Here is a 13,545-nt window from a genome sequence, read left to right as displayed (position 1 = left end):
TCAGGCCGGCACCTCTCCCGGCGCGCCGTCGAGCGGCCGGTCGTGCTGGCCGTTCAGGGGAGCGTCGAACGAGCCGTCCAGAATCCGCAGCTTGTCGGTCATATCGGGGAAGTTGTGACCTGCCGCGCGCAGCTCGTTCACGAGCCGATGCGCAACGGCCCTGCAGTGCGCCAGCGTTTCGTGCAGACGTGGATCCGACTGCAGGCCGGTCACCGCCTTCTCCAGGTCCGCGGGAGATTCGCTAAGCAAGGCGGGAACGACTTCGTCCGGCGGGATCAGCGAACCGTGACTGAGCAGTTGCGCGGTCCAGTCGCAGCCGTACAGCAGTGCGCGCCGTTCGGCCCTGCGCGCTTCGTCCTGCTCGAGCGTGGCGAGGCTGTGGCGATTCTTCTGGATCTCGGCGCGCCACGGCGCGAGAACGTCGGCGCGCAGCGCCGCGATCGCTTCGCCGAGCGCCGCGTTCTGCCCACCCGCGACGAGCCGGCGTTCATCGAGCCGGTCCACCTCGTCCCGGTAGCTTTCGAGGTACGCGAGCCAGTTCAACGGCAGCTCGGGCTTTTCGAAGAATGAGCGCCGCACGTCATTGAGTTCGTTGCGAATATCCTGCAGCGCCAGGTTGTCGGCGAGACGCGCCTCATGCACGTCGTGCGCCGTCACCATCTGACGGTGCAGCGGAAAGAGCGGATTGCTGTAGCGCCGCTGCAGATGCCGCTCGGCCGCGCCCGGCCGGGCGCTCCATTTCCAGTTGGGCAAAGTCTTCGCGTCGAATTCGACCGCCTGGATCATCGGCCGGAACACGGACAGCGCTTCGTCGGTGGCGTGGCGAAAGCAGTCCGCCAGCTTGTAGTCGTTGCCTTGCAGGGAGGCAACCTCGTCGCCCGCATAAGGCGAGTCGGGTCTGAGCCTGAGCGTGCCCGTGGCCAGAAAGAATTCCATCGGCAGTTCGACACTCATGCCTTCGAGGCGGAACGCGCGCTGCTCGGCGGAAACCGCCTCGACGGCACGCGCGAGGCGGTTTTCCTGATCGAGGAGCGCATCGATCGCGTCTCCCGACGACGGCTGCGCCGCATCGGCCAGCAGGCAGAACGTTTCGCGCGCCATTCTCGCCGCGATGGTGCCGTGCTTCTCGGCAAAGAGCCAGAACCAGAGGGCGAGCTGGTAGCCCTTGACCCCATTTTGGGCGATCGATTCGACTTCGGGTGTGAATGCGACGCCGGGCGCGGCCCAGTTCGCAAACGGCGGCGTGCCGACGCCCTGGTACATGCCCAGGAGTTGGCGTATCGATTCATGCGTATTGGTGGGCCAGTTGCGCGCCTCTTCCTGGCGCTTTTCTGTCTTCCAGAACCTCCAGTCCATTCTGCACCTCGCAAGAGAGCAAGAGTCTTGGTGCGACTCGCTGCGAGGGATACTTGCACACTCCGCCGAGGGCGTAAACCGGTGATGTCCGCGCTTGCTCTTCAGGCCCCGCTCAGTTCCTGATGGAGCGCGACGAATTCGCGCGTGAGCTTGTGCGCCGGATCGAGGTGAACGACGGGCTTGGCCTGCTGATGCGATTCGCGAATCTTCACCGACGAAGACAGCCGCGACGCCAGCACCGGCAATCCTTCTTCGACGAGTTCGTCGACGAGTTGCTGCGGCAGGCTCGCGCGCGGCTGGAACTGGTTGATGACGATCCCTTCGACCGTGAGCTCGGCATTGTGGTCCTGCTGAATTTCCTTCACGTTCTCGAGCAGCGTATAGAGCGCGCGGCGCGAGAAGTCGTCGCAATCGAACGGGATGAGGCAGCGCTCGACCGCGATCAGCGCCGAGCGCGTGTAGAAGTTCAGCGCAGGCGGCGTGTCGATGTAGATCGCATCGTACATGTCGAGTTCTTTGAGCGCGTCGCGCAGCTTGTAGATCTTGTAGCGCGACTCGAGCTTGCCGTGCAGCGTGTCGAGATCGGCATGCGCGGGCATCACGTCGAGATTCTCGAACGGTGTCGAATGAATGAACGAGGTGACCTCGACCGGCCGGAAGCTGAACGTCAGCGCGGTTTCGAAGAAGTCGGCGACGTTGGGCTTCGCGTCGGCGGAAGCCGCGCCGAGCAGGTACTGGCTCGAATTTGCCTGCGCATCGAGGTCGATGACGAGCGTACGCCGGCCCTCGTTCGCGCTGATCGCAGCGAGATTGCAAACGATCGTTGACTTGCCTACGCCACCCTTCTGATTGAACACCACGCGCCGCATGTCTTCGCTCCCCTGTTTCTCTCTCAATCAATGAGATGGATGGGGATGAGCATACCCGATGCGGCGCCGCAAAAAAGATTTTTGGCGGCGGTTTTCCTGGCAAGCGCAGGTACGCGGCTAATTACATAGCCGCTTCATTTTCCAGAGCCTGGCTGGTTATAACCCGTACCGTCGCAGGCGTAACTCGCGGTGGCTGGCAGCGCCAGGACAAGCGATACAGCCAACAGGGCTGCAAAGATGCGCCGAGCTTTCATTTGCGTTTCTCCTGTTCAAATGGATGCCGGTGCGTTAAGCATAGGTCAGGTGACTTAAAGCGCAATTTCGCGCGATTACAGAGTCTTTCTTCACGCGTGTCCCCAAAATTTGCGCTGCACCTGCATCACCTCTTCCTCGACCTCGGCTACGGGCCCGATCAGGTCCACGCGCTTCTGGCAATGATCGAAAACATAGCGCGACGACACACTCATCGTCGGGTTCTCCGCGTGATTGCCCGTGGCCTGCAGCAACCGCTCTTCGGTCATGCCGAACACCACGCGCCCGATGTTCGCCCAATAGGCCGTGCCCGCGCACATGCAGCACGGCTCGACCGTCGTATACAGCGTGCAACTCCACAAGAATTGCGGCGTGAAGTTGAGCGCGGCAATGCGCGCGAGCACGGCTTCCGCATGATTGACGGTATCGACATTGCCCTGTTCGATGAGAACCGATTCCTGATCGGGCCCGACGAGAATGGCGCCGAACGGGTGATGGCCCAACTGCGTCGCGCGTTCTGCGACCACGCTTGCGTGGCGCAAATGGCGGACGATCTGTTCACGCGTCGGCGCGAGCCCTTGCTCGGGGAATTCAGAAGCGTTCTCTTGTGGGGAAATGGTCAGGCTCAAAGCTTGTCTCCTCCTTGTGGGCAATTTCATTTCGGCAATGCGCCGTCTACGCCCTGCACGAACCAGTTCAGCCGCAGTAACTCGGCGTCGGGCAGCGATGTGCCCGCCGCCACCTTGATCGCGCCGCTCTGATCCTTGATGGGCCCCGCGAACGGATCGAATTTGCCGGCGATGATGTCGTCGCGCTTTTGCGCAAGCGCCTTTTGCGCGGCAGGCGAGACGGTTGTGGTGTTGATATCGGCGAGGTCGATGGCTTTTTCCTTGAGGCCCCACCACGTCGGCGTGTTGGTCCACGTGCCCGCTTGCACCTGATCGATCAGGTGAGAGTAATACACGCCCCAGTAACTCACGCAAGCCCCCAGTTGGGCATTCGGGCCGAACTGCTTCATATCGGAGTCCCAACCGAACGCATGCACTTTCTTCTGCTCGGCCGTCTGCATCGTCGCCGTCGAGTCGGTGTTCTGGATCAGCACGTCCGCGCCCTGGCCGATCAGCGTTTCGGCGGCCTGTTTCTCTTTGCCCGGATCGAACCAGCTATTGATCCAGATGACCTTGACCTTCGCATTCGGATTGACCGAACGCGCGCCCATCGTGAAAGCATTGATGTTGCGCACCACTTCAGGCACCGGCACCGAGGCGACGAAGCCGAGCGTATTCGTCTTCGTCGTATAGCCGCCGACGAGACCGGCCAGGTACGCGCTCTGGTACGTGCGCACGTCATAGGTCGCGAAGTTCGCGGCCTTTTTGTATCCGGTTGCATGCTCGAAGACGACGTCGGGATAATCCTTTGCGGTCTTCAGTTCGAAGTCCTGAAAACCGAAGCTCGAGCCCACGATGATCTTGTTGCCCTTGCTCGCGAGATCGCGAAACACGCGCTCCGAGTCGGCGGATTCGGGCACGTTCTCCACGCGCGTAACCTTGATCTTGTCGCCGAACTTCGCTTCGATCGCCTTCACGCCCTGTTCGTGCGCGTAGGTCCAGCCTGCGTCGCCGGGGTTGCCGAGGTAGACGAACGCGACGCCCATCGGGGCCGCAGCGATGGCGGTAGGGCTCGACGCAACCCAGACGCCGAGCGCGGCGAACAGCGTAGCCACGAGGCGCAGCGAGCGCACCGACGCGCGAGCGAATCTTGTTGCCATGAGGTCTCCGTAACAGGGAATGGAAAGTCAGATACTGGTCAGTCAAAATTGAGGCCGATATTTCGATTCATTATGTGATGAATAACGGAATCGATATAACGCTCATTGCGTCGTTGGAGCACGCTATCGCCGATGGCTTCACGCTGGAACGCGTCGTGCTTGCCGAACCCGTTGCCCCTCCAACCTTTGCGCCCGGGAGACTTGTCATGCAAACCGCACTCGCCACCGATTTTTCGCACGTCAAGCCGCAGGACACTTCGTTCACGGGCGGCGGGCTGCGCGACTTCTTTGTCTATCGCGACCTGGGCATCGCCAAAGCCACGCATGGCAAGGTGGTCGCGCAACTCGTCAGGGCAAATCTTGCGCCGGAACTGGGCACGGGCTGGCACCGGCATGAGGCAGAGTTTCATATCGTCATCATGCTCAAGGGCTGGGCGCGCTTCATGTACGGCGACAAGGAAACGCTCGTCGAAGCGGGCGACTGCGTGCATCAGGCGCCGGGCATCGCCCATTACCTGTTCGATTACTCGCCCGACATGGAGTACCTCGAAATCGTGAGCCCCGCCGACTTCAAGTCGATCGATGTGGAAGCGCCCTGCGCCGTGCCCACGCCGACGCCCTGGCAGGCGAGCCCCGCAATCTGAGGCGGCCGCCCTGGGTGGGCTATGTTGCGGCGGCGCGGCTGATGGCCGTTGCCGCATGCGCATCGGCATCGAGCAGCGCGCGCAGGGTCACCCGATCGTCGCCCATCGCCTCCGGCGCCGCGATGCGCCGCGCGCGCGGCTCGTGGTCGTGAATGGTCGAGCGCACGAGCGGATAGATCTGCGTGTCCCAGCGGCGGCCATTGAAGACGCCGTAGTGACCCACGCCCGTCTGGACGTGATGTGTCTTCATATAAGGGCGCAGCCCCCGGCACAGGTCATGGGCGGCCACGGTCTGGCCGACCGCGCAGATATCGTCCTTCTCGCCTTCGATCGTGAGCAGTGCGGTGCGGCGAATCGCATGCGGCTCCACGAGGCGCTCGCCTACCTTGAGCTTGCCCAACGGCAGGGCGTATTCCTGAAACACCGACCTGACCGTTTCCAGGTAGAACTCCGCGGTGAGATCGGAGGTGGCGAAGTACTCGCGGTAGAACACGTTGAGCGCATCCGCCCTCGTGGGGTCGCCCTTCGCCCGCTCGTGGCGCATCTCCTCGAACGAAGCGAGATGACGCTCGAGGTTCATCGACATGAACGCGCTGAGCTGCACGAAGCCCGGATACACGCGACGCTGCGCGCCGGGAAAACCGCCTGGCACCGCGCTGATGAGATTGCGCTCGAACCACGTGATCGGCTTGCTGTTGGCGAGATCGTTGACCCTGGTGGGATTCACGCGGCAATCGATCGGTCCCGCCATCAGCGTCATGCTCGCGGGCTGCGCGGGATCGTTGTCGGCGGCCATCAACGCTACGGCCGCGAGCGCCGCGACCGTGGGCTGGCAGATCGCCACCAGATGCGCATCCGGGCCGATCCGCCGGATGAAGGACATGACGTGCTCGACGTATTCGTCGAAGCCGAAGCGCCCCGCCGACAAGGGCACGTCGCGCGGGTTGTGCCAGTCGGTGATATAGACGTCGTGGTCGGCGAGCATGGTGCGCACGGTCCCGCGCAGCAGGGTCGCGAAGTGCCCCGACATCGGCGCGACGAGCAGCACGCGCGGCTGCGGCGTGGCGACGTCCTTGCGAAAGTGCAGCAGCGAGGCGAACGGCGTGTGCTTGACGACGGCTTCCGTCACCGGCGTGTGCACGCCATCCACCTCCACCCCATCGATTTCGAACGGCGGCCGCGCGTGCGAGAGCCCGGCTAGCTCGATCTGCTCCCACCAGGCGTCGAGATAGCGCGCGTCGAATCCGCACGCGAGCGCGGGCCACGCCGCGAGCGCCGCGCGCGAGAACGACGCGCTGGCGCGCCCGAACCTCGTCAAGTCCGCGAAAGTCTGGTAAGCCAGATAGGCGAGCAGGTTCATGAGCGCAACTCTCGATCGTTTTGAACGCGAAGCGAAGCAGGCAATACGTATGCCAGAAGCGTTCATTGGCACAGTGCTTGCACCTGCACGGCCAGGCGCGCGGGCGCTTCGCACAAAGTGGCGGTTGCGCCTTCCTGCATGCCGCAATGTAGTGCGTCGAATCGGCGCGAGCGGTGCATGCGGGACCGATGCGCGCATTCGGTGCATGCGGCTCTCTGCGCGTCGCACCGTTTGCCGTCATGGCCTCACCGTTCAGGAGCTCTCCATGAGTCAGACGAATACGACCCTGACGATCAGCAGCCGGAATTATTCGTCGTGGTCCATGCGCGGCTGGCTGCTCGCCAGACTCGCCGGACTCGAATTCGACACGGTGACGGTGCCGCTCGACGACGCGGCCACGCGTGCCGAACTGCTGCTGCTCTCGCCTTCGATTCTCGTGCCCTGCCTGCGCCACGACGGCATCGCGGTCTGGGACACGCTCGCGATCTGCGAATATCTCAACGAGATCCAGTCGCAGGCGCGGCTGTTGCCCGCGGACCGCACGGCGCGAGCGCACTGCCGCTCGGTGTGCGGGGAAATGCATTCGGGCTTCAGCGCGCTGCGCTCCGCGCTGCCGATGAACCTGCGCGGTCACTTTCCGAACTTTCGCGTCTGGTCGCGCGCGCAGGACGATATCGCGCGCATCGTGACTATCTGGCGCGAATGCCTGCAGAAATATGGCGGCCCGTGGCTCTTTGGCGAGATCGGGGCGGCGGATGCGATGTACGCGCCCGTCGTCACGCGCCTGCTCACCTATGACGTGCCGATCGACCCCGACATCGGCGACTACTGCATGCGCGTGCTCAAGCAGCCTTACGTCGCCGAATGGATCGCGGCGGCCCAGTCGGAAACCGAGGACATCGACGAACTCGATATGGAGTTCTGAGCGTCGCCGCGCACCAACATCGGGCATGAGGGCTTGCGCTCGCAGGCCAGGCATCGGCATGGAAGTTGCATTGCCCCAATGCAGCCCGGCACGAACAAACACGAACAATCGCGCGCAAAAAGGCAGCGAACGGAAAAAACGCACATGAAGCCAACAGCCTTCAACGAGATGTTCGAGTACGGGGATTTCGACGTTCGCGGTCTCGCCGCCACGGCGTTTGCGCAGGCCGGCGAGCCGCGCGCCCACTACCGCGAATTCTTCGCCTGGATGCGCAGCCAGAGCGAGCAGCAGATGCTCAAGAAGCGCACCGAAGCCGATGCCATCTTCCGGCGCGTGGGCATCACCTTCGCCGTTTATGGCGAAAAGGACGTATCGGGTGCGGGCACCGAGCGCACGATTCCGTTCGACGTGATCCCGCGCATCTTCCAGCGCCATGAGTGGAACACGCTCGAGCGCGGCCTGCGCCAGCGCGTGAACGCGCTCAACCGCTTCATCCACGACATCTATCACGAGCAGGAAATCGTCAAGCGCGGCATCGTGCCCGCCGACCAGATCCTGCGTAACGCGCAGTACCGCCCCGAGATGCAGGGCGTGCACGTCGCGCACGACATCTACGCGCATATCGCGGGCATCGATATCGTGCGCGCCGGCGAGGGCGAGTTCTACGTGCTGGAAGACAATCTGCGCGTGCCCTCCGGCGTCTCGTACATGCTGGAAAACCGCAAGATGATGATGCGGCTCTTTCCCGATCTGTTCGTGCGCAATCGCGTGGCGCCGGTTGCGCACTACCCCGACCTGCTGCTCGACACGCTGCGTGCCGCCGCGCCGTCCGGCACCGACAATCCGACGGTCGTGCTGCTCACGCCGGGCATGTACAACTCGGCCTACTTCGAGCACGCGTTCCTCGCGCAGCAAATGGGCGTCGAGCTCGTGGAAGGCCAGGACCTGTTCGTCGAGAACGATCACCTCTATATGCGCACCACGCAGGGCCGGCAGCGCGTGGACGTGATCTACCGGCGCGTGGACGACGACTTTCTCGACCCGCTCGTCTTCCGCTCCGACTCGGCGCTCGGCGCGGCGGGCCTCATGAACGTCTACCGCAAGGGCAACGTGACGCTGTGCAACGCGGTAGGCACGGGCGTGGCCGACGACAAGTCGATCTACCCCTACGTGCCCGACATGGTGCGCTTCTATCTGGGCGAGGAACCGCTGCTCAAGAACGTGCCCACGTGGATGTGCCGCAAGGCCGACGACCTGCGCTACGTGCTCGACCATCTGCCGGAGCTGGTCGTGAAGGAAACGCACGGCGCGGGCGGCTACGGCATGCTGATCGGTCCCGCTGCCACGCGCACCGAGATCGAAGCGTTTCGCGCCGCGCTCGTCGCGAACCCGGACAAGTACATCGCGCAGCCCACGCTCTCGCTTTCCACCTGCCCGACGTGGGTCGAATCGGGCGTCGCGCCGCGCCACATCGACCTGCGTCCGTTCGTGCTCTCGGGCAAGGAAGTGCGCATGGTGCCGGGCGGGCTTACGCGCGTGGCGCTGCGCGAGGGCTCGCTCGTGGTCAATTCCTCGCAGGGCGGCGGCACGAAGGACACCTGGGTGCTGGAGCGCTGAGCCCGCGCAGCAACGAACTCGCGCGGCGCGTGGGCGTTCACGGCCGCGAAGACGAAGCCGAGATCACGCGATGAACGAAGCGCAACTTGTCGATGACGGGCGAAGCCAGTGCGAACGGATAGCCGTCGGGCATGCCGAGGCTGCGGTTCAGGCTGTTGAGCGCATAGGTGAGCGGAAACCAGCGCGCCAGCAGGCTGTCGAAGCTCGCCTCGTCCACCGGCGTCTGGTCGACCAGCGTGGGCTCGTCCGGGCTGTCGGGCAGCAGTGCGAGGCCGCAGGCCGTGGCCGTATCGAGCGTATCGGCGATATGCAGGTAATGCGCCCACGTCTCGGCCCAGTCCTCCCACGGATGCACGGACGCATACGCGCTCACGTGGCGCTCGGCCCAGTCGGGCGCGGGGCCGTCGGCGTAGTGCGCGGCGAGCGCGGCGGCATAGTCGGCGCGCTCGTCGCCGAAGCGGCGGCGAAACGGTTCGAGCCAACGCCCCGTCGGCTCCTGCGCGACGAGACGGTCGAAATAGTAGTGGCCGACCTCGTGACGGAAATGCCCCAGCAAGGTGCGATACGGCTCGTGCAGCGAAATGCGCGTGCGCTCGCGATGCGCGTCGTCGGCCTCGGCGATGTTCATCGTGATGAGCCCGTGATCGTGGCCCGTCATGATGCGCTGGCCGTCGCCCGTCTCTTCGAGAAATTCGAATTGCAGGCCGTGTTCCGGGTCTTCGGCGCGCGTGACGAGCGGCAGGCCGAGCGCCCCCAGCGTGTAGAGCAGGCGCCGCTTGGCCGTCTCGAGGCGATACCAGTACAGGCGGTTTTCGGGCCGCGAGAGGTCGGGAATCGTGCGCGTGAACTGGCAGGCGCGGCACAGCGTGTCGTCGCAGTCGGCCGGGATCATGCCGTTGCAGACGTTTTCGACCGCGTAGTTGTGGCACTGGCGAAAGAGCGCACCGTTTGCCTGCGCATTCAGGCTGCGCCAGCGCCCCTCGCCCGCATCCTCGAATGCGTGCATCTCGCCCGTCTGCGGCACGTAGCCCAGGCGCGACTCGCACCGCTCGCAGCGCTCGTTTTCGAAAAACACCAGCTGACTGCAGTGATCGCAGTGAAAGGTCTTCATCGCCGCATTCCTGTGATGGCCGCGCGCTTCGCTGTGCCTCGCGCAGCACGCCGCGTGCCTCGCACTCGCGTGGCCGCCGCTGTCACATCCTGCACTCGCGCCATGCGCATCATAGGCGCGCTGCGCGCTGCGCCTTTTCCGCCGTTCCATCCATGTCGATCGAGGAGTCGGATGTGTCCATCCGTGTCGCGTTAAACCATGTCACGCAGTATCGCTATGACCGGCTCGTGCATCTCGCGCCTCACGTGGTGCGCCTGCGCCCCGCGCCGCACTGCCGCACGCCCATCCTCTCGTACTCGATGCGCGTGGAGCCCGCCGGTCACTTCGTCAACTGGCAGCAGGACCCGTTCGCCAACTATCAGGCGCGGCTCGCGTTTCCCGAGCCGACGCGCGAGTTCCGCGTCACGATCGATCTGGTCGCGGAAATGGCGGTCTACAACCCGTTCGACTTCTTTCTCGAACCGAGCGCCGAGCGCTTTCCGTTCGCGTACGCGCCCGAGCTGGCCGCGGAGCTTGCGCCTTATCTGGCGCACAGCGAGCCGACACCGCGCTTTGCCGCGTTCGTCGAGACGATCGATCGCACGCCGCGCGTGACGATCGACTTCCTCGTCGAGCTGAACCAGCGCCTGCAACGCGAGATCGGCTACCTGATCCGCATGGAGCCGGGCGTGCAGACGCCCGAGGAAACGCTGGAGAAAGGCTCCGGCTCGTGCCGCGACACGGGCTGGCTGCTCGTGCAGACGCTGCGTCAGCTCGGGCTCGCGGCGCGCTTCGTGTCGGGCTATCTGCTGCAGCTCACGCCCGACGTCAAGGCGATCGACGGCCCGCGCGGCGCCGAGGCCGACTTCACCGACCTGCACGCCTGGTGCGAGGTCTATCTGCCGGGCGCGGGCTGGATCGGGCTCGATCCGACCTCGGGCCTGCTCGCGGGCGAAGGCCATATTCCGGTGGCATGCACGCCGGAGCCCGGCAGCGCCGCGCCGATCTCGGGCGCGCTCGACGAATGCGAAGTCGAGTTTTCGCATGCAATGTCGATCTCGCGCGTGCTCGAAACGCCGCGCGTGACGAAGCCCTACACCGAAGCGCAATGGGCCGATATGCACGCGATGGGAGTCCAGGTGGACACCGCGCTCGCCGGCCAGGACGTGCGGCTCACGATGGGCGGCGAGCCGACCTTCGTGGCGGCGGGCGACCGCGACGCGCCCGAATGGAACACCGATGCGCTCGGCCCGACCAAGCGCCGCTACGCCATCGCGCTGATGGACAAGCTGCGCGCGCACTACGGCGCGCTGGGCTTTCTGCATATCGGCCAGGGCAAGTGGTATCCAGGCGAGCAGCTGCCGCGCTGGGCGCTTTCGCTTTTCTGGCGCGCGGACGGCGAGCCCTGCTGGCGCGATCCCGCGCTCTTCGCCGACGAGCGCTCGCCGACCCACCACACCGCGGCGGACGCCCAGCGCTTCATCGAACACCTCGCGGCGAAGCTCGCGGTCGATCCACAACACGTGCAGCCCGGCTACGAGGACACCTGGTATTACCTGTGGCGCGAGCGCCGCCTGCCCGTGAACGTCGATCCGTTCGACTCGCGTCTCGACGACGAGCTGGAGCGCATGCGGCTGCGCCGCGTGTTCGATGCGGGCCTCGACACCGTGACCGGCTACGTGCTGCCGCTCGCGTGCGAGCGCGGCGAGCCGCCTGCGGCACAACCCGCCCTGCAGGGCCCGCGCTGGGTGAGCGGCCCGTGGTTCTTCCGCGACGATCGCATGTACCTGATTCCCGGCGACTCGCCGATGGGCTACCGTCTGCCGCTCGATTCGCTGCCGTGGATCGCGGCGGGCGACTACCCGTGGCAGCACGCGCGCGATCCGTTCGCCGCGCCTGCGCCGCTGCGCAGCGCGGCCGAGTTGCGCATGCAGTACGAGGCGGGATTCGATGCTGCCGCGTCGTTGCGGCGCGAAGAAAACGCGGGAAGCGCGGGGGGCGCGAACGGACCCGAAACAAACCGCTACCCCGAGCGCGGCGAATCCGCCGCCTGGACGCACCGCACCGCACTGTGCGTCGAAGCACGCGACCCCGCGCGCGCCGCCGGGCCGAAAGCCGAAGCCGCCGCCTTCGGCCGCGCGCAAGGCCAGCTTCATGTCTTCATGCCGCCGCTCGCCGAACTCGACGATTACCTCGACCTGCTGGCCGCCGTCGAAGCCACCGCTGCCGAGCTGGCGCTGCCCGTCGTGATCGAAGGCTATCCGCCGCCGCGCGACCCGCGCCTGAAAATGCTCCAGGTCACGCCCGACCCCGGCGTGATCGAGGTGAACATCCACCCGTCGTCGAACTGGGACGAACTGGTCGAGCGCACCGAATTCCTCTATCAGGCCGCGCACGAAACGCTGCTCTCCACCGAGAAGTTCATGCTCGACGGCCGCCACACCGGCACTGGCGGCGGCAATCACCTCGTGCTCGGCGGCGCCACGCCCGCCGACAGCCCGTTCCTGCGCCGCCCCGACCTGCTCGCTAGCCTCGTGGCCTACTGGCACAACCATCCGTCGCTGTCGTACCTGTTTTCGGGCCTCTTCATCGGGCCGACGAGCCAGGCGCCGCGCGTGGACGAAGCGCGCAACGATCAGGTCTACGAACTGGAAGTCGCGTTCGCCGAGATCCAGCGTCAGGTCGATCTGCTGCGCGGCTTCGGCAGCCCCTTCGACAACGGACCGCGCGTGCCGCCCTGGCTGATCGACCGCACGCTGCGCAACATCCTCATCGACGTGACCGGCAACACGCATCGCGCCGAGTTCTGCATCGACAAGCTCTACTCGCCCGACGGCCCGACCGGCCGACTCGGCCTGCTCGAGCTGCGCGGCTTCGAAATGCCGCCGCACGCGCGCATGAGCCTCGCGCAGCAACTGCTGCTGCGCGCGCTCGTCGCGCGCTTCTGGAAGACGCCGTACACGCAGCGCCTCACGCGCTGGGGCACCGAGCTGCACGACCGCTTCATGCTCTCGACCTTCGTGCAGATGGATTTCGACGACGTGCTCGCCGAAACGTCCGCGGCGGGATTCGCGCTCGATCCCGCCTGGTTCGCGCCGCACTTCGAATTCCGCTTCCCGCTGGTCGGCGAGCTGCACACGAGCGGCATCGCGCTCTCGGTGCGCCATGGGCTCGAACCGTGGCACGTGATGGGCGAAGAAGGCGGGGCCGGCGCGACGGTGCGCTATGTCGATTCGTCGGTGGAGCGGCTCGAAGTGCGCGTGCTCGGCATCAACGAAAGCCGCCACGTCGTCACCGTGAACGGCCGCGCGCTGCCGCTGCAGCCCACCGGGCGCGTGAGCGAGAGCGTGGCGGGCGTGCGCTTTCGCGCGTGGCAGCAGGCGGCGTCGCTGCATCCCACCATCGGCGTGCACGCGCCGCTCACGATCGATATCGTCGACAGCTGGAGCGCGCGTGCGATCGGCGGATGCCAGTATCATGTTGCGCATCCGGGCGGCCGCAATTATCAGACGTTTCCGGTCAACGCCTACGAGGCCGAAAGCCGGCGGCGCGCGCGCTTCTTCACGACCGGCCACACGCCGGGACCCGTGGACGTGGCGCCGCCCGAGCGCAGCCTCGAATTTCCGTTCACACTGGATCTACGCCGCGGCTGATTGCGGCCGAT

10 protein-coding genes are annotated in these 13,545 nt (G+C 65.4%); 4 read left to right on the top strand and 6 right to left on the bottom strand.

Annotated features, from left to right (window positions below; genetic code table 11):
• From AB4Y42_RS30955 to AB4Y42_RS30940, 4 genes are all read right to left on the bottom strand, one after another.
• On the bottom strand, positions 1 to 1,356 hold the full coding sequence (locus AB4Y42_RS30955) for a tryptophan leader peptide (RefSeq protein WP_368696286.1): 1,356 nt from the start codon (positions 1,354 to 1,356) through the stop codon (positions 1 to 3).
• 101 nt (positions 1,357 to 1,457) lie between these two features.
• Entirely contained in the window at positions 1,458 to 2,225 is a 768-nt protein-coding gene (locus AB4Y42_RS30950; protein WP_368696285.1) for a ParA family protein, read from the bottom strand.
• A gap of 344 nt (positions 2,226 to 2,569) precedes the next feature.
• Complete coding sequence (locus AB4Y42_RS30945) at positions 2,570 to 3,106, bottom strand: nucleoside deaminase (protein ID WP_368689975.1); 537 nt, start codon at positions 3,104 to 3,106, stop codon at positions 2,570 to 2,572.
• A gap of 26 nt (positions 3,107 to 3,132) precedes the next feature.
• Positions 3,133 to 4,245, bottom strand: a complete 1,113-nt coding sequence (locus AB4Y42_RS30940; protein ID WP_368696284.1) for a BMP family ABC transporter substrate-binding protein — start codon at positions 4,243 to 4,245, stop codon at positions 3,133 to 3,135.
• Between the two features lie 206 nt (positions 4,246 to 4,451).
• Between AB4Y42_RS30940 and AB4Y42_RS30935 the strand changes: the two genes are divergently transcribed.
• Positions 4,452 to 4,889, top strand: a complete 438-nt coding sequence (locus AB4Y42_RS30935) for a cupin domain-containing protein (RefSeq protein WP_368696283.1) — start codon at positions 4,452 to 4,454, stop codon at positions 4,887 to 4,889.
• Between the two features lie 19 nt (positions 4,890 to 4,908).
• On the opposite strand, the gene AB4Y42_RS30930 is transcribed toward AB4Y42_RS30935, so the two are convergent.
• Entirely contained in the window at positions 4,909 to 6,249 is a 1,341-nt protein-coding gene (locus tag AB4Y42_RS30930; protein ID WP_368696282.1) for a polyhydroxyalkanoate depolymerase, read from the bottom strand.
• A 265-nt stretch (positions 6,250 to 6,514) separates the two neighbouring features.
• Between AB4Y42_RS30930 and AB4Y42_RS30925 the strand changes: the two genes are divergently transcribed.
• Both AB4Y42_RS30925 and AB4Y42_RS30920 read left to right on the top strand, forming a co-directional pair.
• Positions 6,515 to 7,174: a glutathione S-transferase family protein gene (locus AB4Y42_RS30925; RefSeq protein ID WP_368689971.1), complete on the top strand. Its 660-nt coding sequence runs from the start codon at positions 6,515 to 6,517 to the stop codon at positions 7,172 to 7,174.
• Positions 7,175 to 7,342: 168 nt separating this feature from the next.
• Positions 7,343 to 8,791 (top strand): circularly permuted type 2 ATP-grasp protein, encoded by a 1,449-nt coding sequence (locus AB4Y42_RS30920; RefSeq protein ID WP_368696321.1) that lies wholly within the window; start codon positions 7,343 to 7,345, stop codon positions 8,789 to 8,791.
• Positions 8,792 to 8,828: 37 nt separating this feature from the next.
• On the opposite strand, the gene AB4Y42_RS30915 is transcribed toward AB4Y42_RS30920, so the two are convergent.
• Entirely contained in the window at positions 8,829 to 9,902 is a 1,074-nt protein-coding gene (locus tag AB4Y42_RS30915) for a putative zinc-binding metallopeptidase (protein ID WP_368696281.1), read from the bottom strand.
• A gap of 173 nt (positions 9,903 to 10,075) precedes the next feature.
• Here AB4Y42_RS30915 and AB4Y42_RS30910 point away from each other — a divergent pair, with 173 nt between their 5' ends.
• Positions 10,076 to 13,534: a DUF2126 domain-containing protein gene (locus AB4Y42_RS30910; protein WP_368696280.1), complete on the top strand. Its 3,459-nt coding sequence runs from the start codon at positions 10,076 to 10,078 to the stop codon at positions 13,532 to 13,534.
• Positions 13,535 to 13,545: the final 11 nt, after the last annotated feature.

Origin of the sequence: Paraburkholderia sp. EG286B, assembly GCF_040965655.1 — a bacterium.
Classification (GTDB): Bacteria; Pseudomonadota; Gammaproteobacteria; order Burkholderiales; family Burkholderiaceae; genus Paraburkholderia.
Note: the sequence above shows the minus strand (reverse complement) of the source record. Positions and strands in the feature narration are given on the sequence as shown.